Origin of the sequence: Bacillus cereus group sp. N24, from assembly GCF_016483345.1 — a bacterium.
Taxonomy (GTDB): Bacteria; Bacillota; Bacilli; order Bacillales; family Bacillaceae_G; genus Bacillus_A; species Bacillus_A toyonensis.
In genome coordinates this window covers 1-26,067 of sequence record NZ_JAEHCA010000014.1, presented here as the reverse complement: position 1 = coordinate 26,067, position 26,067 = coordinate 1, and the positions used below count along the sequence as shown (strand labels likewise).

Sequence of the window (26,067 nt, the reverse complement as noted above, 5' to 3'; positions counted from 1 at the left end):
GTTTTTATTTTTCTAAGCCAAGTGCTTTATTATTACGATCAATAATACGCTGTAAATTCGTCTCATATAAAGGAACTTCATCTACTGTTAATTGAGATGGTGTTAACTTTGGAGCGAATTGCTGTAATGTTTTTAAAAGACGCATCATTAAATCTTGTACTGTAATTGTTTCACCAAGTAATTCTGAAAGTGAGGCCATCGTACTCGGTACAATTTCAGGATACGTGAAGCGTGTTTCTTCTCCTTGAATTGCTACATTGTAAAAGTCGCGAACAAGCGCAGCGCGTTCCGATCCGCTTCCTGTAGCACATAAGTAAATTTGTACGGCAACCCCACCGCGAATACGGCGCTGAGAAATACCTGCGAATTTTTGGTCGCGAATACTTAAATCATAGCTACCAGGACAATAAGAACCAACAATTTCTTTTGCCTCGATTGTAACGTCGTAATCTTTTAACATTTCTTTAATTAAATGCCACATTGTATCGTATCCAAGATCAATATCGATACCTTTTTCTGTTTCTTGGAATAAAAGTGATACGTTTAACACACCTTCATCAAGTACGACCGCAAGTCCACCGGAATTACGAACGATAACATTGAAGTTGTTTTCTTTTAAAAAGGAAATACCTTCTTCTAAGTGTGGTAGGCGTGAATCTTGAATGCCGAGAACGATTGTATTGTGATGAACCCAAGAACGCATTGTTGCAGCGGATGCACCATTCCCAATACTTGTGCATAATGTGTCATCCATTGCGAATGATTGCAAGGCATGGAATGTCGGTCCTAAACTAGACTGATCTACAATACGCCACTCTGGCTGAGATAAAATTGAACGGGAATTGCTCATATAACTAACCCCTTATCTTTAAAATGACAATCTCTATTATAGCAAAAAATGATGAAAGGAGTTTTCCCATATATAAAGAGAGATTTTAAAGTAAAAGAAACATGTGTGCTTGAAGTGAAAGAATAAAAAGGATGCATTGCATGCATCCTTTTTATTCTGCAATTTTTTCTAAATTACCGTTTCGATCCATTCGGAAAGAAGTTTGCGAACGTTCCTCATCATCCATTACTGCTAATTTACGAGCGCGGTTCATAATATTCATAAGTGTTTCGTAATCCTCTTGTACAGTATGAGATTGTTGTTCTAATTTTTCTAGTTTCTTTTCTAGTTCTTCATTTCGCAAGATTTGAGATTTAATTTCTTGTTTCAATCTCGTATTCTCGTTTTCAAGACCGGTTACTTTTATATTTGAAGATCCAACGGTTTGTAAAAAGTAAATAACATCTTGCATTGTGATAGAGCTTTTTACAGCAGGGATAGTAGGTTCTTGATATAGACTAGCTTCTTTATACTGTACAGTTGTTTCCTCTTGTACTAGTTCTTCATAATCAGTTATCGCTCCTGAAGCTGGTGGTGTATAAAGTAAACGTTTTTTCGCTTGTTCACCGCTCGCAGCACGCATTTTATCTTTACGATGTTTTTTTGCTAGTTGAAGAGCCTGCTCATAACTATAGCGAACAACGGCATTCCAGCGGAAACCACAAGCAGCGGATGTGCGATTTAACTGATCTCCTACCTCCTCAAATGCATTTAATTGCGTACTTCCTTCTCTAACATGGCGAAGTACCGTTTCAGCAAGTAATAAATCATCCTCGTCTGTCCAAGCATCTTGTCTTACTTTCATAGATTCAACTCCCTTTCTTTTTATGAACTTCCTATTTTTATAATGGGCAAAAAAATGTACTTTTATACAAAGCTTTTAAAAATATGGTAGATTTCGATGAAAGGAATAAAGTGAAACTTTAATCAGTGAAAGTTTTGTCCGTCTCCCGCGGATTATTAGGGGTTTTTACGGGCAGTGGATTTTCTACCTAACTCACTCATATTCGCCGAATTTTAAGGCGGAAGTCTTACTGCCCGCAAATAGCGGGATAAATTTTGCCAAGAATGATGGAAGCTTCTGTAGGAGAGCATATAAATATGTAGCTTTATATGAAGGAAAGAGCGTCGCAAGGAAACTTGCAACGAGCTTAAAAGAGCGGTAAAATACCATTTAGTGTTTATTTTTAAATGTACTTGAGAAAAGTTTAAAATAGAGGAAGTGTTATATAATGGGAAACGAATTTCGTGTGTGCGATGATTGTCAGGCAACGAACGTTAAAACGTTAATTCCGAAGTTAAAAAAAGTAGATTCATGTGCAACGATTGAAGTTGCATGCCAGTCTTACTGTGGTCCTGGTCGTAAAAAATCATTCGCATTTGTAAATAATCGTCCAGTTGCAGCTCCAACAGAAGATGAATTAATTGTAAAAATTGAAGCAAAGTTAAATAAGTAAGAAAAAGAAGAGTGAACAGATTACTCTTCTTTTTTTATACCCATAAGAGGAATGAGTTATTCTATGGAAGCTTAATTGGTTATTACTGATAGTCAGTGACAGATGGACATCAACTGTTCATTAAATTGTCGATTTATATGAATTTGTATTTCAAAATAATGGTTGACAGCCTTTTGAAGCGGTGGGTAGAATAGAAAGTGTCTGATTCTGATAATCATTATCAGGAATAAGCCAATTCACCTATTTTTTTTATTACTATTTGAGAATAAATTTCATTTTATTAAATATATGTTGTTGGTTAGGATGGTTGAGGGATGGAAGCGAGCGCAAGGAGTATAGAACAACAAGAAGAGAGTGTTAAAGAGATTAAGAGCAGGCCGCTCATCGCTTCTATTATTTTAGTAGCGGGTACAATTTTGTTAGGTTTAAGCATGGCAGTTTCTATTTCGTTTGGCGCGGCAGATATTAGTTTAAAGACTGTATGGCAAGCTGTGTTTCAGTTTGATGGTTCTATTACGCATCATAACGTAATTCAAGAACTTCGCATGCCTAGAGCAATAGGGGGCGTAGTTGCAGGTGCCTTTTTAGCGGTATCAGGAGCAATTATGCAAGGTATGACGCGAAATCCACTTGCATCACCATCGTTAATGGGGATTACAGATGGCGCTGTATTCGGGATTGCAATTATGTATGCATTTTTCCCTAATTCACCTTATTTAATGTTTGTTATTGCATCTTTTATTGGAGCTGCGTTTGGCGCAAGTATTGTATATGGAATTGGGTCTTCTTCACCAGGTGGATTAACACCTGTGAAATTAGCTTTAGCAGGTGCAGCAATTAGTGCTTTATTAGGGGCAATTTCATCTGGAATTGCGCTGTATTTCAATCTTGCCCAAGAGGTGAGTATGTGGAATGCAGGCGGAGTTGCTGGAGTGAAATGGCAAAGTATTAATATGTTAGTGCCAATTGGCCTAGTTTGTCTCTTTATTGCAATTATGATGTCGAGATATATTACAATTTTGAGCTTCGGTGAAGAAATTGCGATTGGACTTGGTCAAAATACGACATTAATTAAATTTATCGGAACAGTACTTGTTCTTGTGTTAACAGGTTCTGCAGTTTCTATGGCAGGATCAGTTGGGTTTGTTGGTCTTGTAATTCCACATATGACTCGTTTCCTAGTAGGCTCAGACTATAGATGGGTTATTCCATGTTCTGCAGTCTTAGGTGGATTGTTAATTGAGTGTGCAGATATGTTATCTCGCGTTATTAATCCACCATTTGAAACGCCAATTGGAGCAATTACAGCGCTAATTGGGGTTCCATTCTTCCTCTACTTAGCACGTAACGAAGGGAGAGGAAAAATGTGAGGACGAGCGTCTTAACAAAAAAGAACGTTTCTGTTTTGACAATTTTAGTAGGATTAATCATTTCTATATTTCTTATTAGTTTAAATACAGGAACTTTTAAAATACCACCAATGGATGTATTAAAGTCATTGGTTGGACTCGGGGCTGAAGATCAGTCAGTTATTTTATTTGAATTTCGTATGCCGCGTATGGTTATCGCTATATTAGTAGGATCTGCGTTAGCCATGTCAGGTGCAATTCTGCAAGGACTATCAAGAAATCCACTTGCTGATCCAGGTATTATAGGTATTAACGCTGGAGCGGGATTAACGGTTGTTATATTCGTCTACTTTTTCTTTGGAAAAGTTGGGACGGGTACATTTTTATCTGTATTTATCCTTCCATTTTTCGCCCTAGTTGGTGCGATATTAGCGGCAGTTATTATTTACTTATTAGCATGGAAAGACGGCGTTTCATCGACTCGATTAATACTTGTTGGTATTGCCGTTGCGGCTGGATTTGGTGCCGTTAGTTTAATTTTCTCTATGAAGATGACATCTAACGATTTTCGTTTTGCTACGATTTGGTTAGCAGGAAGTCTCTGGGGTACAGATTGGAAATTCGTATTAAGTGTACTTCCATGGATGGTTATTTTCTTACCGCTTGCTATTAGTAAAGCACACATATTAAATGTAATGAATTTAGGCGACTCTACAGCTGTTGGCCTTGGTGTAAACGTAGAAAAAGAAAGACGTAAATTATTATTTATTGCAGTTTGTTTAGCTGGTGCATCTGTTGCGGTGGCGGGCGGAATAGGTTTTATCGGTTTAATGGCTCCTCATTTAGCGAGACGCCTTGTTGGTGGTAAACATCAAATCATGTTACCAACTGCAGCATTAATAGGAACGTTCTTGCTTTTATTTGCAGATGTAATTTCAAGAAGTGTGTTGCCAACTTCAGAAATACCGGTCGGTCTTGTTATTTCTGTAATTGGTGCACCATATTTCATATATTTACTTATGAGGACAAAATAAAGGGAGGCTTTTTGTATGGCAACTTTAGCAGTTGATTCGGTATCTGTTGGCTATAATGAAGGATTAATTATTGATGGATTAACAGTTGAAATTCCGGAAGGAAAAATTACAACGATTATTGGACCAAATGGTTGTGGGAAATCCACATTATTAAAAACGGCTTCTCGTATTTTGAAGGCGAAAAAAGGTACTGTTTATCTTGATGGAAAAGCAATTGAGAAACAGCCAACGAAAGAAATCGCAAAGAAAATGGCGATCTTACCACAAACTGCAGAAGTGCCAACAGGCCTTACTGTGTTTGAACTTGTTTCATATGGACGTTTTCCTCATCAAAAAGGATTTGGAACATTGAAAGAAGAAGACTATCGCTACATTCATTGGGCACTTGAAGTGACGGGAATGACAGAGTTCGCAAATCGTTCAGCAGAAGCCTTATCAGGTGGTCAACGTCAACGGGTATGGATTGCGATGGCTCTTGCACAAGGAACAGATTTACTTGTGTTAGATGAACCAACGACATATTTAGATATGGCACATCAACTTGAAGTATTAAACTTACTGAAGAAATTGAACCAAGAAGAAGGTAGGACAATTGTGATGGTTATTCACGATTTAAATCATGCTTCTCGTTTCTCTGATCATATGATTGCATTAAAAGCAGGTAAGTTAATGAAACAAGGAACGCCAGATGAGGTTATGACAAGTGAAACACTTCGTAACGTGTTTGAGATTGAAGCGCAAATCGTTCCATGTCCAGTAAACTGTAAACCGATTTGTTTAACATATGATTTAGCGATGATTAGTAATCAATTGCGTAAAAAAGCATAAGTAGAATCCCCTCGTAAAGAGGGGGACTTCTAATGGACGTTGAGCTTCTTACTTATAAATGGGAAGTTGAACGCCCATTAGAATGGGTCATTAACAACGGTTAATAAATATATATTGATTAATTGTTATCTTTGTTTCTTATAGTTCATCCTAAATTATAAGATAAATACAGCCAGAAGGAGTGGGAACATGAAGAATTTTAAAATGGCACTATTAGCAATGGTACTAGTGGTTACTTCTGTACTATTTGCAGCTTGTTCTAACAAAGAAGAAGAAAAGAAAGCAGATGCGAAGACTGAAGAGCGCACTGTAAAACATGCAAAAGGGGAAATTAAAATCCCTGCAAATCCAAAGAAAATTGCTGACCTTAGTGGTTCAACAGAAGAATTATTAATCTTTGGTATGAAACCAATTATTACAGCTAATACATCTCAAGAAAAAATTGATGCACATATTGCAAATAAATTAAAAGACGTTAAACCAGTTGGTTCTGCTTGGGGCGATAAAATTAACATCGAAGCAGTAGCTGCTGCAAAACCAGACTTAATTCTTGTAAATAATCGTCAAGAAAAGATTTACGATCAATTATCTAAAATTGCACCAACAGTTATGTTAAACACTCCATTAGATCAATGGCGTCCAAAGTTTGAAGAAGTAGGCCAAATTCTTGGTAAAGAGAAAGAAACAAAAGAATGGTTTAAAAAGTATGATGAAAAAGCAAGCAAATTACATGATAAAATTATCGCTAAAACTGGTGATGCAACATTCATGAAAATGGCTGCATATCCAAATGCATTCCGTGTATATGGTGACTACGGTTACGGTAGCGTAATCTTTAATGATTTAAAATTACCAGCAGTTAAAGGTACACCAACTGATAAACCATTAGTACAAGTACAAAAAGAAGCTTTAATCGATTACAACCCAGATTACTTATTTGTATTTACAACGGGTGACGGTTCTCAGCGTCTAAAAGAATTCCAAGAAGAATCAATTTGGAAAAACATGAATGCTGTTAAAAATAACCACGTATTTACAATTAAAAATGAAGATCTAAACAAAGGTTACTTCCCACTAGGAAAAGAAATGATCTTAGATGAAGTTGCTGAGTTCGTTTTAGGAAAATAATGTATAAAAAGAAATCGCTTTTACTTCGGTAAAGGTGATTTTTTCTTTATATAAGGGCAATTAATACAGTCTTTCATTTCTTTCTGTTTCCTATTTCGTTTATAATATATAGTAAGAATGCAGTAAAGAAAGGGGGATGTCGAAAAATGGTATATTTAAACGACAAACTCAGCGAAACAAAAGTGTTTAAAGACCCAGTACATAAATATGTGCACGTGCGTGATCGTGTTATTTGGGATTTAATCGGAACGAAAGAATTTCAACGCTTGCGCCGTATTAAGCAGCTTGGAACAACATTTTTTACATTTCACGGTGCAGAGCATAGTCGCTTTACTCATTCGTTAGGTGTATATGAAATTATTCGTCGTATGATTGATGATGTGTTTGATGGCAGACCGAACTGGAATGCTGAAGATAGATTGTTATGTTTATGTGCGGCATTACTTCATGATGTCGGTCACGGCCCATTTTCTCATTCGTTTGAAAAAGTATTTTCATTAGATCATGAGAAATTTACGCAAAAGATTATTGTAGGAAATACGGAAATTAATCGTGTATTAAGTCGTGTGGATAAGGACTTCCCGCAAAAAGTGGCAGATGTAATTGCGAAAACATCTACTAATAAATTAGCGATTAGTATGATTTCAAGTCAAATTGATGCAGATCGTATGGATTATTTATTAAGAGATGCTTATTTCACAGGCGTAAAGTATGGGAACTTTGATATGGAACGTATATTGCGTGTCATGCGTCCGTATGGGAATCAAGTAGTTATTAAAAATAGTGGTATGCATGCTGTTGAGCATTATATTATGAGCCGTTATCAAATGTATTGGCAAGTATATTTCCATCCGGTAACGCGCAGTGCAGAAGTTATTTTAACGAAGATTTTACACCGTGCTAAATCATTGCATGAGAAGTATTATGCTTTTAAAAATCATCCTGTTCATTTCTATTCTTTGTTTGAAGAAGAAGTGACAGTAGAGGATTATTTAAAGCTAGACGAGAACGTAATGTATTATTACTTCCAAGTATGGCAAGATGAAGAAGATCCAATTTTAAGTGACTTATGCCGTCGTTTTATGAATCGAAATCTATTTAAATATGTAGAGTTTACAGATAAGCACGGTTTAGATAATTGGATGGAGCTAAGCAGCTTATTTAAAAAGATTGGACTAGATCCAGAGTATTATTTAGTTGTTGATTCAACATCGGATTTACCATATGACTTTTATCGCGCAGGAGAAGAGGAAGAGCGTCTGCCAATCTTACTCCTTATGCCGAACGGGGAACTTAGAGAGCTTTCACGTGAATCGGATATTGTTGAGGCGATTACGGGGAAGAAGAGAACGGACCAAAAGTTATTCTATCCGCATGATTTAATCTATGAAGATGGAAGAAAAGGAAAATATAAAGAGAGAATTATCGAGTTGTTAGAAGGAAAGAAATAAGAAGCAGCTAATGGCTGCTTCTTATGAAAGAACTTGAAATTATTTGTCGCTTAAGCGTTTTCCGCCAACTGCATAATGGTTTTTAGACATTTCTTCGATGAAAACAACGATGTTTTCTTCAGGAGCACCAGTTGTTTCGCTTACTGCTGCTGTTACTTTCTCAGCAAGAGCTTTCTTTTGTTCCTCTGTGCGTCCTTCTAGCATTTTCACTGTTACGTATGGCATGTACAATCGCTCCTTTTATGTAAGTTACACTCTTATTATAGCGGATTATGGGGAAGAACAATCGAAAAAACAAATAATTTCTTTTTTGACATATTGAAGAGGAGATGAAGTATGGATCAGTTATTTAGATATCCATTGCACGAAATTCCGTTAGTAGCAATGGCGATTATTATTGCACTATCCGTTCATGAATTTGCACATGCATATGTGGCATATAAATTTGGGGACGATACAGCGAAAAAACAAGGGCGTTTAACGTTATCACCGATGGCCCATTTAGATCCTATCGGGATGATTGCAGTATTAATTCTTGGATTCGGTTGGGCAAGACCGGTGCCTGTTAACCCGTATAACTTTAAAAGACCACGTCTTGCAGGGATATTAGTTTCTATTGCAGGACCGATTAGTAACTTAATTTTAAGTGCGATTGGTTTAATTATTTGGTATAGCTTATTAACATTTGGCGTACTAGACTCAATTCCATTTGCAGTAGCAGATACATTAGGTCGATTCTTCCAAATTTTTATTATGCTTAATATCGTTTTACTTGTATTTAACTTATTACCGATTCCGCCACTTGATGGATATCGCGTTGTGGAAGATTTAGCACCAGCAAATATTCGTGCGAAAATGACACAGTATGAAAAATATGGAGCAATTGCGTTATTAATTCTTGTTATTACACCGCTTAGCAATTACACAATTCAACCTATTTTCAATGTTGTCATTCCGTATGTATTCGTATTTTTACAAAGTATCATTGCGCCTATTTTTGGGCTTTTATAATTTTTAAGTGAGGAGGAAGTTACATATGACAGAGAAAAAGAAGAAAATCGGTTTTAATATCGTGAAAAATGATTCAACAGATGGACATGGTGGATTTGGTGTTGGTGCATTAAGCTTAGAAAACATTTCACCTGTATTTGTTGATGTACTAGAGAAAACTGCATTCGTTGATATCGGTGCGATGCATGCGCGTAGTACAGTAGAAAAAGGAATTAAGTTTTTAACAAATAAAGATGACGTTCCAAACGGAAAACCATTTTGGCTTGTTTGGGTAACAATTGAAAGAACACCGAACGGTGCTTATTACGCAGGGGTAACAGCTTGTGAAATGACAGTAGACCGTGAAATTCGCCGCGGATATAAATCACTTCCAGAGCATGTAAACAAAATGGATAAATCATTGAAGCGTCACATTATGGTTGAACATATGGATGAATCTTCTAAAAAAGTACTTGGTACGTTCTTGAAAGAACATAATGAAGCGATTTGGAACGAGTCTAGTGAAGAATTGCGTCATGCATTATTAAGTGAATAAAAAATAGCTGACGGATGTCCGTCAGCTATTTTTTTACCAAGGAAGATATTTTTTCCACCAACTTGTTTTTTTCTTTTCTTCACTTGTTTTTTCAAATTCCTCTTTATCATCGACATGATCCATACAATATTCAGTAGGCTCGGTGCCTTTGGCGAAATACATTTTAACTGAAATTGGACAGTTCTTTGTAGCGATCTTGCCGTTTTCTGGGTTAATATTAACGGCTACGACATCACTTGGTTGTTTAAAATCCTTTTTAGGCTGTCCATCTAAGCCTTTCTCCATCGTATCGGTCCATATTTTTTTCGCATATCCTTGTTCTGCTACGTTTGAAATAGATTTAGGTTGATCGTATCCAACCCATACACCAGTTACAATTTGCGGAGTGAATCCAATCATCCAACTATCGGTTTCAGTAGAACCAGACTTTCCGGCATATGTTCTTGATAGTTTTGATAACATAGATTGACCAGTTACAGCGGCATAACTGCTTAATTTTTTATTAAACATACCAGTCATCATTTCTTCCATCACAAACGCTTTGCTCTTATCGAGAACTTGTTTGCTCTCCAAATGAGCATCGTATAACATGTTCCCTTCATGATCCATAATACGGCGAATAAAGATAGGTTTTACTTCTTTTCCACCGTTTGCGAACATACTATAAGCATTCACCATTTCAATTGGTTTTACAGGAGACGTACCGAGAGCTAGGGAAGGCACATCTTTTAATGCACTCTTAATTCCGAATTGCTTCGCTGTTTTTGCGAGCGTGTCATCACCTAAAAATAAATTTGTTTTCACAGCGTATATGTTATCAGAGACTGCGAGAGCTTGTGCCATCGTTACGAAATCATCTGCGTAATAATCTTTATAGTTTTTCGGTTTATACTTTGAAACACCGTCACCTAAAGTGAATACAGTGTATTCGCTTTTTAAGCGCGTAGCAGGGGTGAATCCTCGTTCCAAAGCTGCGTAATATAGAAAGGGTTTAAATGTAGATCCAGGCTGACGGACGGCTTGTGTAGCCCTGTTAAATTGACTCGTATTATAATCAGTTCCTCCAACAAGAGCAGCCACTTCACCTGTTTTTGGATTCATAGAGACGAGGGCAGTTTGTATGTTTGCTGTTTCAGGTATATGATCTTTGACAGCTTGTTCTGCTACAGATTGTAACTTAGAATCTAACGTTGTATAAATACGTAAGCCACCTCGTTGTAAGGCTTGCTCATCCAGTCCGATATCCCGAAGAAGAGAAGCTTGTACAGCATCTTGGAAATAAGGCGCAACCTCTGCTACTTTTTTCGTATCAAGCGAGGCAAAAGTTAGTGGTTCCTTTTTTGCAGAAGCTGCTTGCTGCTTCGTAATATAACCTTGTTCTACCATTTCATCTAATATGAGAGATTGACGTCCTTTAGCACGTTCTTCTTTTAAAAAGGGAGAGTAGACACTAGGTCCTTTTGGGATTCCTGCAAGCATACTGGCTTCTGCTAATGTTAATTCTTTTGCTGTTTTATCGAAATATAGACGAGACGCAGCTTCGATGCCATAAGCACCATGTCCGTAATAAATTGTATTTAAATAACCTTCTAAAATATGATTTTTATTATAATTCACTTCAAGGCGGACAGTATACATTGCCTCTAATAGTTTCCGTTTCCACGTTTTATCATGATCTAAATATAGATTACGTGCGTATTGTTGTGTAATCGTACTAGCACCTTGTACTTTTGCCATCGCTTTTAAATCAGCAACAATTGCACCTGCAATACGTTTCATATCGAAGCCATGATGCTTATAAAATCTTTGGTCTTCAATAGAAAGTGTCGCTTCTTTTACATAGGGAGAAATTTCATTAAGAGAGACATTGTAACGCTTTTGTATTTCGTTACTTTGTCCAATAACTGTATCATCATTCGCGTAAAAGACGCTTGTTTGCGGGACTGCGACAGGAGGTGGTCCCATAATTTTTGCAACTATAATAATAACAAAAAAGGAAAAAACGAAAAAAAGAACACAAGAAAACATTACGGTGAAGAAAAGACGTTTATATTTTTTAAGTTTTGGATTCATAGTTTGATTCATCTTTTTCAGCCCCTCATTAATACAAACATTATTGTATTAGTATTGAGGATTTTCATTTATTTTAAACAATGAAATTTTGAAAACAAAAAAGCCCCTTCAATTAAGAAAGGAGCTCGAAGGCACGTGCTGGCCAATCGGTGATGATGACATCTACACCATAATCAATCATCGTTTGTAAATCTTTGTATTCGTTAATTGTATAAGGGCGGAAAACGTACCCTTGTTTTTGTGCTAACTGTACGAATTCTTTAGTTAGTAGCTGAAAGTTTGGATGTAAACCAGTTGCTTCTCTAATTTTTGCTTCAGCAATAGGATCAGCAAGTGGCGTATCATATAAAATTGCCCTTGGGATTTCAGGAGCTATTTCTGCTAATAATGAAACAGAGTCATGGTTAAATGATGAGAATACAATTTGATTAGAAAGATGATATTCACGAACAAGTGCAACAACTTTCTCTTCAATATTTGGGTAGTGAATCACATCTGTTTTTAATTCGATATTTAGTTGTAAGTTCGTTGTGGAAAGCCAGATGAAAACTTCGCGTAACGTTGGGATTTTTGCTTCATGGAAAGAAGGGTCTTTATGGCTACCAGCGTCCAATGATTGTAATTCCTCTACCGTTTTTTCAGAAACAATCCCTACGTCATTTGTTGTGCGATCCACTGTTTCATCGTGGATTACGACAAGTTCGCCATCTTTTGATAGATGAACATCAAGTTCAATCCCATGAGCGCCAATGCGTTCAGCTTCTTGGAAGGCGATCATCGTATTTTCTGGATGTGTTCCTTTCACCCCGCGGTGAGCGAAAATAAGTGGTTTATTCATGTGAAAATCTCCTTATCATCTCTTTTCCTTCATTATGAAACCGCTATGAGAAAAATACAATTTATATGAAAAAAATTTACAAAAGTCTAACAGTTGCACAAAAGTTAACGTTAACGTAAAATGTAATAATTGAGTGAAGGGAGGAATAAACATGTATAAAATTGATGAAGTAACAAAGCAAGTTGGTTTAACAAAGCGTACACTTCGTTATTATGAGGAAATTGGTTTAATTCATCCCCCGGGGCGTAGTGAGGGGAACATTCGGCTTTATACGGATGAGGATATTGCAAGAATTAAAAGGATCGTGGAAGCGAAAGAAGTATTAGGAATCACGCTTCAAGAAATGCAACATTTCTTATCGTTAAAAGAAAGAATGGAACAAAGAAGAAATAGCGAGAATCCTCGCGACCGCGAAGTGATTCAAGAAATTAAAGATATGCTCGAGAAACAAGTGCAAACGTTGGATGAAAAAATGGAGCAAATGCAGCGTGTAAAGGCAGAACTTGAAGATAGTTTACATCGTGCAGTGACATTTTTAGAGAGCACAAAAGGAGAATGATTGAAATGGAGAGCAAACAAAAACTAGGGAGATTGATTACAGTGGTGGCTACTTTCCTTGCCTTTTCTGGTATAGGGGTAGTCGATCCAATCTTGCCAATTATTGCTGAGAAAATTGGTGCAACGCATTGGCAAGTTGAAATGTTATTTACCGCATATATTTTAACGATGGCAATTATGATGTTACCAGCTGGTATATTCGCATCAAGATTTGGTGATAAGCGCATGATGACAATCGGTCTTGCAATTGTAACTGTATTTGCGTTTATATGCGGTATATCGCAAACGATTGCTCAATTATCTCTTTTCCGTGCTGGATGGGGATTAGGAAATGCGATGTTTTTTGCTACAGCAATGACACTTTTAATAGCATTAAGTAAGGAGGTTCATGAAGCAGTAGGATTATATGAAGCAGCTATCGGTTTAGGAATGGCAGGTGGCCCATTGTTAGGTGGTATATTAGGTGGACATTCTTGGCGTTACCCATTTTTCGCAACGAGTATTTTAATTTTCTTAGCATTTATTTTAGTATTCTTTTTTGTAAAAGAACCGGAGCGAAAAGTGAAGCGTAAAGCAGCGGGCGTAGGTGAATTACTTAACTTGGTGAAATATAAACCGTTTATGCAAGGTGCGATTTCAGGGATGTTATACTACTACGGATTTTTCGTTGTGCTAGCATATTCACCACTTATTATGCACTTATCTGCTATTCAATTAGGATTTGTATTTTGTGGATGGGGATTAGCGTTAGCTTACGGTTCAGCAATTTTAGCACATAAGCTAGAAGGTAAATATGAACCGAAAACATTGTTAAAAGGTAGTTTACTCGCATTTGCGATTTTCTTAATTGCATTATTCTTTGTGAAAATTATGTGGTTACAAATCGTATTAATCGTTCTATCAGGATTAGCATCTGGTTTAAATAATGCATTATATACAAGCTATGTAATGGATATTTCACCTTATGAAAGATCTGTTACGTCAGGTGTTTATAACTTCGTTCGTTGGTTAGGAGGAGCGATTGCTCCTATTTTATCAGGAGTTATCGGACACACTGTTTCACCACAAAGTCCATTTTTAGTTGGTGGAGTTGTGGTATTAGTTGGTTGCGTTATGATCTTAATTCCGATTCGTAAACCGGAAGAAATAGAGACAAAAGCCCTTTCTTAAGAAAGGGTTTTCTTTCCTATTACAAGGCAAACCCTTTCCACATATATGTTAGAACCCTCTGACTAAAATATATTTTCGGTATTTTTGTACTTTTAACTATACATTTTGGATGTTTTGTTTTATTTTTGTTAGGGGACATTAATGATGTCCCTATTATAAATTTGCATTGAAAGGCGTGATTGTACGATGGAACTATGGTTCACTGAAAAACAAACAAAACATTTTGGGATTACGGCACGTATTAACCGCACATTACATACGGAGCAAACAGAATTCCAAAAACTTGATATGGTTGAAACGGAAGAGTTCGGAAACATGCTTATTTTAGATGGCATGGTTATGACAACAGAAAAAGATGAGTTCGTTTATCATGAAATGGTAGCGCACGTACCTTTATTTACACATCCAAACCCTGAAAACGTATTAGTTGTCGGTGGTGGTGATGGCGGTGTTATTCGTGAAGTGTTAAAACACCCAAGCGTAAAAAAAGCAACTCTTGTTGAAATTGATGGAAAAGTAATTGAGTACTCTAAACAGTACTTACCATCAATTGCAGGCGCATTAGATGATGAGCGTGTAGAGGTGAAAGTAGGAGACGGTTTCCTACACATCGCAGAAAGCGAAAATGAATATGACGTAATTATGGTAGATTCTACTGAGCCGGTAGGACCAGCAGTAAACTTATTTACGAAAGGTTTCTACGCTGGAATCTCTAAAGCGTTAAAAGAAGATGGTATTTTCGTTGCACAAACGGACAACCCTTGGTTCACACCAGAACTAATTACAACTGTGTTTAAAGACGTAAAAGAGATCTTCCCAATTACTCGTTTATACACAGCAAACATTCCAACGTATCCAAGTGGACTTTGGACATTCACAATCGGATCTAAAAAACATGATCCACTAGAAGTAAGTGAAGAGCGTTTCCACGAAATCGAAACGAAATACTACACAAAAGAATTACACAATGCAGCATTCGCATTACCGAAATTTGTTGGCGATTTAATTAAGTAAGAGCGTTAAATTGAAATAAATAAAGTGTAAGTAACTCATTTAAGGTGTTTGTCTAGAAGGCTTGAACATGCTAGTTACTTACACTGCTACAAATGAAGTAGTCTTCTTGTGATAACAAGAAGGCCCAGGTAAATCGAGAAAGAGGAGCAGTACGCTCCAAATTTGAGAAATAATGAAAGGTTGGGATACCTTAAGTTCCACATAAGGAGGAAAAGAATATGCGTTTTGATGAAGCTTATTCAGGTAAAGTATTTATTAAAAGTCATCCAAGTTTTGAAGAGTCAAAGGCGGTTATTTATGGGATGCCTATGGATTGGACAGTAAGTTTCCGTCCAGGATCTCGCTTTGGCCCTGCACGTATTCGTGAAGTATCAATCGGTCTTGAAGAATATAGTCCGTATTTAGATCGTGAACTAGAAGAGGTAAAATATTTTGATGCGGGTGATATCCCATTACCATTCGGAAATGCACAACGCAGCTTAGACATGATTGAAGAGTATGTATCAAAACTTTTAGATGCCGGTAAGTTTCCACTAGGTCTCGGCGGTGAGCACTTAGTGTCTTGGCCAATTTTTAAGGCAATGGCAAAAAAATATCCGGATTTAGCAATCATCCACATGGATGCTCATACTGATTTACGTGAATCGTATGAAGGGGAGCCTTTATCCCACTCTACACCAATTCGTAAAGTGTGTGATTTAATTGGTCCGGAAAACGTATATTCTTTCGGAATTCGTTCTGGAATGAAGGAAGAATTTGAATGGGCGAAAGAAGTAGGTATGAACTTATACAAATTTGACGTATTAGAGCCGTTAAAAGAAGTATTACCGAAACTTGCAGGACGTCCAGTCTATGTCACAATCGACATTGACGTATTAGACCCAGCTCATGCTCCTGGAACAGGAACGTTAGAGGCTGGAGGTATCACATCTAAAGAACTATTAGATTCCATCATGGCAATTGCAAATTCAAATATAAATGTAGTTGGAGCAGACTTAGTAGAAGTAGCTCCTGTCTACGACCATAGTGATCAAACACCAGTCGCAGCAAGCAAATTCGTGCGGGAAATGCTGCTCGGTTGGGTGAAGTAAAAGTGAAGCCGACTGTTTAGACCTGGTGACTAAGGTTCTTAGACGCAAGGGTCTAGGAGGCGTAACTGGATAGAATAAAAGCGAAAGCGGCTCGCCCAGAATCGCGGGCTTTTATTTTATCCGTTATGTGTCGGTAAGTCGATATATTAAAAAAATCGTCGATATAATCCCATTTACCATAGCAAGACATGAAAAAAAGAGTTATTCTCAAAAGGTGAGAATAACTCTTTTTCTTATGCAACCTTCTCTTCTGAAGCAATGCCGCGAATTTCATCAGCAGAGCGGATCGGATATTTGCGGAACACAATAGAACCGATGTATCCGACAATAGTGGTAACGATTCCGCATAGTACAGCAGCGATCGTTACTTTTATAACGTCATTAAATCCAAACAAGACGAGAAGCCCTGGAATTGGTGATGCTGTTCCTGGCGCATTATTAACGAGCTGGAATAGCGATGTAATAATACCGGCGAGCGCGCCGCCAACGAAGTTTGTCATATAGATAGGAATTGGATTTGCTGAGACAACATCGGCTTGTGTTAAAGGCTCGATTGCTACAGCGATTGTATCTTTCTTTGAACAAATTTTTAATCGTTTAAAGAAAATAAAGTTCATCGGGGCTGAGGCCGCAACGGCAAGACTACCAATTGCCATTGGTAAACCTGTTAATCCAAGCATTGCAGTTAGTGCCATAGAACTTAATGGAGAGGTAGAAATAACTGTTATTAATCCACCAAGCATAATACCCATAATGATAGGACTTTCTGTAGTTGCAACTGAAATCATAGAACCGATTTTACCAAGTGTTGCGTTAACGAGTGGATCCATAAGCATGGCCATTCCACGTGAGATTGGTGCAGCAATAAATAGGATTGCTAAAAACTCTACACCAGCTGGTAATTTCTTTTCGAGAAATTTCACGACGAAGGCACAAACGTATCCAGCAAAAAATCCTGGTAAAATACCGAATCCACTAGTAGCGATACCGATTAAAACAGCGTATACGGGTGAAACGCCGATTGCTAATGCTACTAAAATTGCTGCTGCGACACCGCTCATACTACCAGAAGCTTCTCCTACTGATTGTAAAAAGTCATTATGAAACATTTCTCCACCTATATAACGGTGAAATGCTTCAATAAGAAAACTTGCGATTGCTGCATTAGCTAAAGCACCCATCGCCTTCATTCCGTAAGGCGCACGGTAACTGAAAAGTGTAAATAGACAAAGTACAACAAGTAATAGTGCTAAACCTTGCAAGATAGCCATTTGAAAACTGTCTCCTTTGATTTTTGTAATAAAAATTTGTATCATTCAATAATAATATAAAAGTTTGTGAAACGGAAAAATTTTTTATTGGGAAATTGCTGTAAGGTGAAAAACCCTTACAATAATGTAAGGAAAGTGTAAGGCATTTCGATAGAGTATAGTATGCTTTTTTTCGTATAATACAGGTATAGACATACGGTTAGTGAGAAAGTAGTGCAAACAGGAGGCGCATTTATGAAATTGGTAATTAAAGTTTTAGCTGTGTTCGCCATTATTTTAGGAGGAACAGCATATTATTTAAACACGAAAACAGAAGGTGTGCATGCTTTTGTAGACAACTTCTTTTCAAATAAAGAAATACAAGATTATTATGCTGTTATAGATAAAAGCGAGAAAAAAGACGATGAATATTTGTATACATTTAAAGGATATACAGAAGATGGAAATTTACAAGTTATTAAAAGAATGGTGAACCGTGAATTGCATACGGGTGCTTTTATAAAAATTTATGCAAAAGGTATGCAGGGAAAAGGATGGGCTGAAATCCCGAAAGAATCAATCCCACAAAAAGCGTTGCAAAAAATAGAAAAACCATAAAAGGAGCGAATCGTTCGCTCCTTTTTTAGTGCGTTAAAATGGTGATAGCTGAACTTTCTTTATTAGAAATGATTTTTGCACGTCCGCCAATTGGGAAAGTAAAGATCGGAGTTGTATGTCCGAAACTTGCATTCGCAATAATAGGGATATGTACAAGTTCAGGCTTTGAAGTAATCATTTCTTGAATGTCCTCTATCATACATTCTGCTCCTTTTTGCATTCTTCCTATAACGATACCTTTTACGTATTCAAAATCAGTTTGCTGCATAAGAGAATGTAAGTATCGATCGAAAGTTTTAAGTGTAGCTTTTCCCGTTAAACTATCTTCTTCAAGAAATAAAATTTTATCTCGTAAGCTTGGCATATACGGAGTACCTTGTAGTAAATGTAAAGTGCTCATATTTCCGCCAATAATATCCCCTGTAGCTTCTCCTTCTTGAATCGAAATATATCCTTCATTTTTAATAAATTCTCGATTTTCCTGATCTATATACCAAGAATCATCACTCCACGTTTCGGATGGTAGGATTTCAATAGAATCATTAGAAGTTAAGCATTTAAAAAAGTAATCGGTTGTATACGCGAGCCCTTTCTCCATTCCAAATGAAGAGAAGTGAGGACCTGAATATGTAACAAGACCTGTTTTTGTATAAAGTGCGTTATGTAAAGCAGTAATGTCAGAATAGCCGCAGAAAAACTTTGGATTTTCGCGAATTAAATCGTAATCGAGATGTTTCAATAAGCCGTTAGAGTTATATCCGCCAAGTGTCGTCAAAATTGCTTTTACATTAGGGTCTCTAAATGCTTCGTGGAGGTCTTGAACACGTGAAGAAATAGAAGAGGAAGCGAATCGATCTATCTCATCAGCATATTTTGAGAATGTAACTTGAAAGCCCATGTCGGTTAATCTTTTTATAGCAAGGTTTCTGTTTTCATTTGAGACAATACTTAAACTACAAGATGGTGAAATAACTCTTATTTCATCCCCTTTTTTTAATTTTGTTGGTATCACAACATTCACCCCTTTAATTAAAAGAATATTTAGATTTAAAAAATATTTTATCATATGAAATAAAGTGAGGGTGAATTATTTTTTGAAAAGGAGTTTTCCTGATTTTTCAGCAGACAGACAGCATCTTTTTTTGATATGATAGGAAAAGTGATTTATTATAAGTAGTATTTAATATCTATAACATTTGAAAGGTGTGCAAGACGTGAAGAAACAACTTGCAGGCTTGCCGATACACGTTCATTTCGTAACAGAAATCCGTGAAGGGGCGAGGAAGGAAACCGTTGCTTTTGAAGCAAATGGTCAATACTATGTAAAAGGTCAAGGTACATACGTAACATTCCAAGAGCCGAACGAACAAGGCGAAGTGAAGACAATTATAAAAATTCAAGATGAACAAGTTCTCATTATGCGTTCAGGTGCTATTTCTATGCGTCAGACGCATGTGAAAGGTGAATGGACAACTGGTACGTACACGAGTGAACTTGGTACGTTTGCACTGCAAACGAAAACTGATAACGTTCTTTTTAAATGGTCGGATGAAAAGAAAAAAGGACAACTCTTCTTAACGTACGCATTGCTTCTAAGTGAACAAGAAGCTGGCAGATATACAATTACAATTAACTTGAAGGAGGCAAAATAATGAATTCTTTAGAACAGGTAAAAGGATTGATTAAAGAAGAAATTCAAGCTGCTGTATTAAAGGCAGAATTAGCAACAGAAGAACAAATTCCAAACGTTGTATTAGAATCTCCAAAAGATAAAACAAATGGTGATTTCTCTACAAATATGGCAATGCAACTTGCACGTGTTGCGAAAAAAGCACCTCGTATGATTGCAGAAGAATTAGTTGCAAACTTCGATAAAGCAAAAGCTTCTATTGAAAAAATTGAAATCGCTGGTCCTGGTTTTATTAACTTCTATATGGATAATAGTTACTTAACAGACTTAATCCCAACAATCGTTAATGCTGGTGAAGCTTACGGTGAAACGAACACTGGTAAAGGTGAAAAAGTACAAATTGAGTTCGTATCTGCAAATCCAACAGGTGACCTTCACTTAGGACATGCACGCGGTGCTGCGGTAGGTGACACTTTATGTAACGTATTAGCAAAAGCAGGATACGATGTATCTCGTGAGTACTACATTAATGACGCGGGTAACCAAATTCATAATTTAGCTCTTTCTGTTGAAGCTCGTTACATGCAAGCGTTAGGTTTAGATAAAGAAATGCCAGAAGACGGTTACCACGGTGCAGATATTATCGGTATCGGTAAACGTTTAGCTGAAGAGTTTGGCGATCGTTATGCGAAAGCTGATGCAGAAGAAAGCTATGAGTTCTATCGTTCATACGGTTTGAAATATGAGTTAGCAAAACTTCAAAAAGACTTAGAGAGCTTCCGTGTTAAATTCGATGTATGGTTCTCAGAAACATCATTATACAAAAACGGAAAGATTGATCAGGCTCTTGCTGTATTAAAAGAGCGTGACGAAATCTTTGAAGAAGGCGGCGCAACTTGGTTCCGTTCAATGACTTACGGTGACGACAAAAACCGTGTATTAATTAAAAACGACGGTTCTTACACATACTTAACGCCAGATATCGCTTACCATCGCGACAAATTAGAGCGTGGTTTCGATAAATTAATCAACATTTGGGGTGCTGACCACCACGGTTACATTCCTCGTATGAAAGCTGCGATTCAAGCACTTGGTTACGATAAAGACACATTAGAAGTAGAAATCATCCAAATGGTACAACTATACCAAAACGGTGAAAAAATGAAGATGAGTAAGCGTACGGGTAAAGCAGTTACACTTCGTGAGCTTATGGAAGAAGTAGGCGTGGACGCAATGCGTTACTTCTTTGCAATGCGTAGCGGTGATTCTCATTTAGACTTCGATATGGACTTAGCTGTATCAAAATCTAATGAAAATCCAGTATACTATGCGCAATATGCACATGCTCGTGTATGCAGTATCCTTCGTCAAGGTGAAGAGTTAGGATTAGCTACAGGCGGAGACGTGAACTATAAACTTGTTACTTCTGAGAAAGAAGTAGAATTACTGAAAAAACTTGGTGAATTCCCAGCTGTAGTTGCGGATGCAGCGCAAAAACGTCTGCCACACCGCATTACAAACTATGCATTTGAATTAGCTGCAGCACTACACAGCTTCTACAATGCAGAGAAAGTATTAAACCAAGATAACTTAGAGTTAAGTAAAGCTCGTTACGAATTAATGAAAGCAGTACGAACTACACTTCAAAACGCACTAGCAATCGTAGGAGTATCTGCACCAGAAAAAATGTAATAGACAAAAGAAAAGATGCTTATTTTTGTTTAGAAGTGATATACGAGTTGACATAAAAACATCTATTCAATGTATAGACTGATTAGATGTCAAAGAAAGAAGACCAATGAAAAGCTGTATGGCTTGATAAGGGGAAGTTGAAACAGAAAAAGAGATGGCAAAGCTATCTCTTTTTCTGTGCCCAATTTTCTAATCTAAATATATGTGATAGTGATGAAGTGAAAATAGAAAAATACCAATTAACTATTGATTTTTAGGAACGATTCTAGAATAATAGACTGTTGGGGGTAAGATTATCAAAATCCATATATGTATTATTAGTTGTTGGAATGTTACTAGGAAATGGTGTGATTGTTTTGAAAGATATTGTTACAGCTATGCCAAATACTAAAATAACAATGCATCTAACCAAGTATCTAAACAATTAGTAATCAATCATGAAAACTTCCAACTTAGTCAAGAAACTAGGGGTGGTATGTTTAAAATAGTACATATAGTACAATTAAAGTTTTCATGATTTGATAAAAAATAATGAAAGGATATAAATCTCTCGGTTTTGATAGTATCATCACATATAAGCTCATTTTAATTCTTCGACATAGCCATGGAACCCATTAGGCAAAGTGTTTTTTCTCGACACTCATTTATATACTCCAAAAATGAAAAGGCTGAATTTCGTATTTCTATACGATTTATATGAAATCAGTTGACAATCATACCCTTTTTTAGTTACCCCCAAATTCGTTCCACTGTATTCAAATTTGGAGAATATGACTTTCATCTTGCATAGGCAACCAATACTTCATCCAGAACGTTTTTAATTATATAATGCTTCTTGTTCTATTTGTTTCGGTGTGTAGGTTGGTTGTGTAACTAAACACAAAACGTTTTAACATATGCCCAATTTCACCTCAACTCATAATGACAGAAAACGCACCTTCAATGACATCTTTTAGAATACGAGTATCCTAGCATGTTTCACAGTCGTAACCTTCTTCGGCGGATATGCTAAATTCGATTATAGATTGTACTTCTTGGTATTCTTTAGGAGGATAAGTAAGGAAGTTGTCCAAATGCATATTTACTGTGAAATAGCTCTTCCATACTTGTCGGCAATGAATTTTTGTATTTATAGAGCAAGCGTTTGCGTTGGTGATGATAATAGCTATCAAACATATTTTAGTAGAGTGGCTTAATGACATTGATATAGTGGAATCTTTGTCATAGTATATTTGTTCTAGAATCTAGAAACATTTTATAGGGAGGATAACAGAAAGCATGTATTTAAAAAGGATAACTTCAATTTTTTCGATTATAATGATTTTCATGTTTACTATAGGTCAGAGTCTTTTACCTATAGTAGCAAACGCACAAGAATTAAATACATTAGGACTTGTGGATAGTTTTAAAATTGATAAAACAGATCTTTCTATCGGACAACGGACTAAAGTAACTATAAACTTCAGTGAAAAAGATAGTCTTAAGATGAAGCCTGGAGACACACTGACATTAACACTGCCTCCAGAATTAAAAGGATTAAATACAGAGTTTCTATTAGATGATTATGGTACTTGTAAAGTCACTGCAGGTACTGTGGTATGTACATTTAATGATAAAGTGAGTACACATCAAAATATTAAAGGGTATTTAAACTTTTTTGTGGAAGCTGCTAATGTAGGAACGGATGAAAAGAAAGAGATTGAAACCAATTTCGGTACAAATGTAGATAAGCAATCTGTAACAATTACCGGCCCAAGCAGTGGTGGGGGTACAGATCCTGGAAAGCCACCATTTTTTTATAAAACTGGTGATATGAACTCAGGTAAGAGCGATGAAGTACGTTGGTTCTTGAATATAAACTTGGCTAAAGAAGAGTTAAGTCGTGATATTGTTGTGACTGATAATTTACAGGAAGGTCAAACACTTAATAAGGATAGTTTCTATATAATTGTAGATGATTATATAGGTCGTCGATCTTTAACGCTACAAGAGCTTGAAAAGCAAGGTTACGGAACGATTACCTTTACTGGAGACAAATCATTTAAAGTTGTGCTTAATAAGGGTAAAGCGCGTCTTGCCTCCTTTTCGATTGGTTATACATCTACTATAACGGAAGCTGGGAAGAAGCAAGAGTTTTTTAAGAATGATTATACGATTGATTACCAAGTTCTAAACAAGGAACCAGTTACCGAATCGGGTACTCATCCAGTCGAAAATATGATAGCTGGCGGTGGTGCTGAAGGTAATGTGACTCCAAAAGGAACACTAAAAATTGTGAAGCATATTGAAGGGGATGAAGAAAAAGTAATCCCAAATGTTTCGTTTAAGTTGTATAAAGAGTCTGATGAACAAGTTGGAGATGTATATAAAACAGATGAAAAAGGGATAATTGAAATCCCTAATTTACAACCAGGTAAATATTATGTGAAAGAAGTTTCAGCTCCAGACTATGTTGATTTCGATCCTCAAGCAAAAGTAATTTTTGAAGTTAAATCAGATGCTGTAAATGGAGTTAAGTTGCCAATTCCGAATAAGGTGAAAACTACATCTATTGCAGGGACGAAGACGTGGAAAGGCGATAACGAGAAAGATCGTCCAAGTTCAATCAAAGTAGAATTACTACAAAATGAGGAAGTAGTAAACACGAAAGAAGTAACAGCGGCAGATGGTTGGAAATACAAATTTGACAACCTAGCAACGTATGATGCAAATGGAGTAGCGTACAAGTATGAAGTAAAAGAACAACCGATAGATGGATACACAACAGAAGTAAACGGTTATGATATTACAAATACAAAAGTGGTACAAAAAACCAAAGTAGAAGGAACGAAAACATGGAAGGACGGAAATGCGGAAGGTCGTCCAACGATGATTAAAGTAGACTTACTACAAAGCGGTACAGTGATTGCGACGCAAGAAGTAAGCGAAGCAACAGGCTGGAAATATGAATTTAAAGATTTGGCGATAAACGATGCAGACGGAAAAGCATATAAGTATGAAGTGAAAGAACAAGCAGTAGCCGGATACGAATCCAAAGTCAATGGTTATGACATCACGAATACAAAAGTAGGCAAGACATCAGTTGCAGGAACGAAGACGTGGAAAGGTGGCACAGAGGAAGAGCATAAAGCCATCAAAGTAGACTTACTACAAAATGATACAGTGATTGCGACACAAGAAGTAAGCAAAGAAACAGGTTGGAAGTATGAATTTAAAGATTTAGTAGCGTTCGATGCAAATGGAAAAGCATACAAGTATGAAGTGAAAGAACGGCCAGTAGCCGGATACCAATCTGACGTACACGGTTATGACATCACAAATACAAAAGTAGGCGAAACAAAAGTAGAAGGAACGAAAACATGGAACGATAACAATGCAACAGATCGTCCAAGCTCGATTAAGGTAGACTTACTACAAAACGGTAAAGTAGTAGACACAAAAGAAGTAACAGCGGAAACAAACTGGAAGTATACGTTTGAAAAACTGCAAGCATACGATGCAAACGGAGTAGCGTACAAGTATGAAGTGAAAGAACAGCAGGTAGCCGGATACAAGTCTGAATTAAAAGGTTATGACATCACAAATACAAAAGTAGGCGAAACAAAAGTAGAAGGAACGAAAACATGGAAAGACGATAACGCGAAAGATCGTCCGGAAATGATCAAAGTAGATCTTTTACAAAACGGTAAAGTAGTAGATACAAAAGAAGTAACAGCGGCAACAAATTGGAAGTACACATTTGAAAAACTTCAGGCATACGATGCAAACGGAGCAGCGTACAAGTATGAAGTGAAAGAACAAGCAGTACCAGGATATGAATCCAAAGTAAGTGGTACTGATATCACAAATACAAAAGTAGGCAAAACAAAAGTAGAAGGAACGAAGACATGGAACGATGGAAATGCAACAGACCGTCCGACAATGATCAAAGTAGACTTACTACAAAACGGGAATGTGATTCAAACACACGACGTACTAGCAGTATTGGGTTGGAAATATATATTCTCAGATCTAGAAGCATATGATGCGGAAGGAAAGGCTTACGAGTATACAGTGAAAGAACAGCCAGTACCAGGATATGAATCCAAAGTAAGTGGTACTGATATCACAAATACAAAAGTAGGTCAAACAAAAGTAGAAGGAACGAAGACATGGAACGACGATAACGCAACAAATCGTCCAGAAATGATTCAAGTAGACCTCTTACAAAATGGTACAGTGATTGCGACGCAAGAAGTAAGCAAAGTAACAGATTGGAAATATGAATTCAAAGATTTAGTAGCGTATGATGCAAATGGAGTAGCGTACAAGTATGAAGTGAAGGAACAACCGGTAGATGGATACGAATCCAAAGTCAATGGTTATGACATCACGAATACAAAAGTAGGCGAAACAAAAGTAGAAGGAACGAAAACATGGAAAGACGATAACGCGAAAGATCGTCCGGAAAT

At 36.8% G+C, this 26,067-nt stretch carries 23 protein-coding genes; 16 read left to right on the top strand and 7 right to left on the bottom strand.

Annotated elements, in window-relative coordinates:
- Positions 1–4 precede the first annotated feature (4 nt).
- On the bottom strand, positions 5–850 hold the full coding sequence (lipL, locus tag JDS95_RS19255; protein ID WP_000071939.1) for an octanoyl-[GcvH]:protein N-octanoyltransferase: 846 nt from the start codon (positions 848–850) through the stop codon (positions 5–7).
- A 151-nt stretch (positions 851–1,001) separates the two neighbouring features.
- Positions 1,002–1,694 carry an RsfA family transcriptional regulator gene (locus JDS95_RS19250; protein ID WP_000868366.1) on the bottom strand — a complete coding sequence of 231 codons (693 nt, stop codon included), beginning with the start codon at positions 1,692–1,694 and terminating at the stop codon, positions 1,002–1,004.
- 427 nt (positions 1,695–2,121) lie between these two features.
- On the opposite strand from JDS95_RS19250, the gene JDS95_RS19245 reads away from it, so the two are divergent.
- From JDS95_RS19245 to JDS95_RS19220, 6 genes are all read left to right on the top strand, one after another.
- Positions 2,122–2,346 (top strand): YuzB family protein, encoded by a 225-nt coding sequence (locus JDS95_RS19245; RefSeq protein ID WP_000526075.1) that lies wholly within the window; start codon positions 2,122–2,124, stop codon positions 2,344–2,346.
- 314 nt (positions 2,347–2,660) lie between these two features.
- Positions 2,661–3,716 carry a FecCD family ABC transporter permease gene (locus JDS95_RS19240; RefSeq protein WP_144467584.1) on the top strand — a complete coding sequence of 352 codons (1,056 nt, stop codon included), beginning with the start codon at positions 2,661–2,663 and terminating at the stop codon, positions 3,714–3,716.
- Positions 3,713–4,729, top strand: a complete 1,017-nt coding sequence (locus JDS95_RS19235; protein ID WP_001260765.1) for a FecCD family ABC transporter permease — start codon at positions 3,713–3,715, stop codon at positions 4,727–4,729. Before JDS95_RS19240 ends, JDS95_RS19235 begins: the two co-directional genes overlap by 4 nt.
- A 15-nt stretch (positions 4,730–4,744) precedes the next feature.
- Positions 4,745–5,557 carry an ABC transporter ATP-binding protein gene (locus JDS95_RS19230; protein WP_000212075.1) on the top strand — a complete coding sequence of 271 codons (813 nt, stop codon included), beginning with the start codon at positions 4,745–4,747 and terminating at the stop codon, positions 5,555–5,557.
- Between the two features lie 189 nt (positions 5,558–5,746).
- Positions 5,747–6,685, top strand: coding sequence for an ABC transporter substrate-binding protein (locus tag JDS95_RS19225; protein ID WP_000787722.1), 939 nt, complete (start codon positions 5,747–5,749; stop codon positions 6,683–6,685).
- 146 nt (positions 6,686–6,831) lie between these two features.
- Positions 6,832–8,136, top strand: coding sequence for an HD domain-containing protein (locus tag JDS95_RS19220; protein ID WP_000262744.1), 1,305 nt, complete (start codon positions 6,832–6,834; stop codon positions 8,134–8,136).
- A 39-nt stretch (positions 8,137–8,175) separates the two neighbouring features.
- Here the strand turns inward: JDS95_RS19220 and JDS95_RS19215 are convergent, their stop codons facing one another.
- The gene (locus tag JDS95_RS19215) at positions 8,176–8,361 is read right to left on the bottom strand and encodes a 2-hydroxymuconate tautomerase (protein ID WP_001147171.1); all 186 of its coding nucleotides are present in this window, start codon (positions 8,359–8,361) and stop codon (positions 8,176–8,178) included.
- A gap of 111 nt (positions 8,362–8,472) precedes the next feature.
- Here JDS95_RS19215 and JDS95_RS19210 point away from each other — a divergent pair, with 111 nt between their 5' ends.
- Complete coding sequence (locus JDS95_RS19210; protein ID WP_000372440.1) at positions 8,473–9,147, top strand: site-2 protease family protein; 675 nt, start codon at positions 8,473–8,475, stop codon at positions 9,145–9,147.
- A 25-nt stretch (positions 9,148–9,172) separates the two neighbouring features.
- Positions 9,173–9,682 carry a YwhD family protein gene (locus tag JDS95_RS19205; protein WP_000136676.1) on the top strand — a complete coding sequence of 170 codons (510 nt, stop codon included), beginning with the start codon at positions 9,173–9,175 and terminating at the stop codon, positions 9,680–9,682.
- Between the two features lie 33 nt (positions 9,683–9,715).
- On the opposite strand, the gene JDS95_RS19200 is transcribed toward JDS95_RS19205, so the two are convergent.
- Both JDS95_RS19200 and JDS95_RS19195 read right to left on the bottom strand, forming a co-directional pair.
- On the bottom strand, positions 9,716–11,767 hold the full coding sequence (locus JDS95_RS19200) for a transglycosylase domain-containing protein (protein ID WP_085450935.1): 2,052 nt from the start codon (positions 11,765–11,767) through the stop codon (positions 9,716–9,718).
- 100 nt (positions 11,768–11,867) lie between these two features.
- Entirely contained in the window at positions 11,868–12,593 is a 726-nt protein-coding gene (locus tag JDS95_RS19195) for a glycerophosphodiester phosphodiesterase (protein ID WP_199690722.1), read from the bottom strand.
- Positions 12,594–12,744: 151 nt separating this feature from the next.
- Here JDS95_RS19195 and JDS95_RS19190 point away from each other — a divergent pair, with 151 nt between their 5' ends.
- From JDS95_RS19190 to speB, 4 genes are all read left to right on the top strand, one after another.
- Positions 12,745–13,152, top strand: a complete 408-nt coding sequence (locus JDS95_RS19190) for a MerR family transcriptional regulator (RefSeq protein ID WP_070174000.1) — start codon at positions 12,745–12,747, stop codon at positions 13,150–13,152.
- Positions 13,153–13,157: 5 nt separating this feature from the next.
- A complete protein-coding gene (locus tag JDS95_RS19185) occupies positions 13,158–14,321 on the top strand; it encodes an MFS transporter (RefSeq protein ID WP_070173999.1) in 1,164 nt (387 codons plus the stop codon).
- A gap of 186 nt (positions 14,322–14,507) precedes the next feature.
- Positions 14,508–15,335 (top strand): polyamine aminopropyltransferase, encoded by an 828-nt coding sequence (speE, locus tag JDS95_RS19180; RefSeq protein ID WP_000424693.1) that lies wholly within the window; start codon positions 14,508–14,510, stop codon positions 15,333–15,335.
- A gap of 218 nt (positions 15,336–15,553) precedes the next feature.
- Positions 15,554–16,426, top strand: a complete 873-nt coding sequence (speB, locus tag JDS95_RS19175) for an agmatinase (RefSeq protein ID WP_001209829.1) — start codon at positions 15,554–15,556, stop codon at positions 16,424–16,426.
- A gap of 233 nt (positions 16,427–16,659) precedes the next feature.
- Here the strand turns inward: speB and JDS95_RS19170 are convergent, their stop codons facing one another.
- Positions 16,660–17,697: a PTS sugar transporter subunit IIC gene (locus JDS95_RS19170; RefSeq protein WP_000996326.1), complete on the bottom strand. Its 1,038-nt coding sequence runs from the start codon at positions 17,695–17,697 to the stop codon at positions 16,660–16,662.
- A 234-nt stretch (positions 17,698–17,931) separates the two neighbouring features.
- Between JDS95_RS19170 and JDS95_RS19165 the strand changes: the two genes are divergently transcribed.
- The gene (locus JDS95_RS19165) at positions 17,932–18,294 is read left to right on the top strand and encodes a YxeA family protein (protein ID WP_000779927.1); all 363 of its coding nucleotides are present in this window, start codon (positions 17,932–17,934) and stop codon (positions 18,292–18,294) included.
- 25 nt (positions 18,295–18,319) lie between these two features.
- Here the strand turns inward: JDS95_RS19165 and JDS95_RS19160 are convergent, their stop codons facing one another.
- Entirely contained in the window at positions 18,320–19,360 is a 1,041-nt protein-coding gene (locus JDS95_RS19160; RefSeq protein WP_002046000.1) for a S66 family peptidase, read from the bottom strand.
- 148 nt (positions 19,361–19,508) lie between these two features.
- Here JDS95_RS19160 and JDS95_RS19155 point away from each other — a divergent pair, with 148 nt between their 5' ends.
- The 3 genes from JDS95_RS19155 to JDS95_RS19145 form a co-directional block, all read left to right on the top strand.
- Positions 19,509–19,946 (top strand): YwiB family protein, encoded by a 438-nt coding sequence (locus tag JDS95_RS19155; protein WP_079246217.1) that lies wholly within the window; start codon positions 19,509–19,511, stop codon positions 19,944–19,946.
- Positions 19,946–21,616 carry an arginine--tRNA ligase gene (gene argS / locus JDS95_RS19150; RefSeq protein ID WP_001086439.1) on the top strand — a complete coding sequence of 557 codons (1,671 nt, stop codon included), beginning with the start codon at positions 19,946–19,948 and terminating at the stop codon, positions 21,614–21,616. The genes JDS95_RS19155 and argS overlap by 1 nt, the downstream gene beginning before the upstream one ends.
- 1,278 nt (positions 21,617–22,894) lie before the next feature.
- On the top strand, positions 22,895–26,067 hold a 3,173-nt coding region (locus JDS95_RS19145; protein ID WP_199690721.1), incomplete at its 3' end, for a Cna B-type domain-containing protein.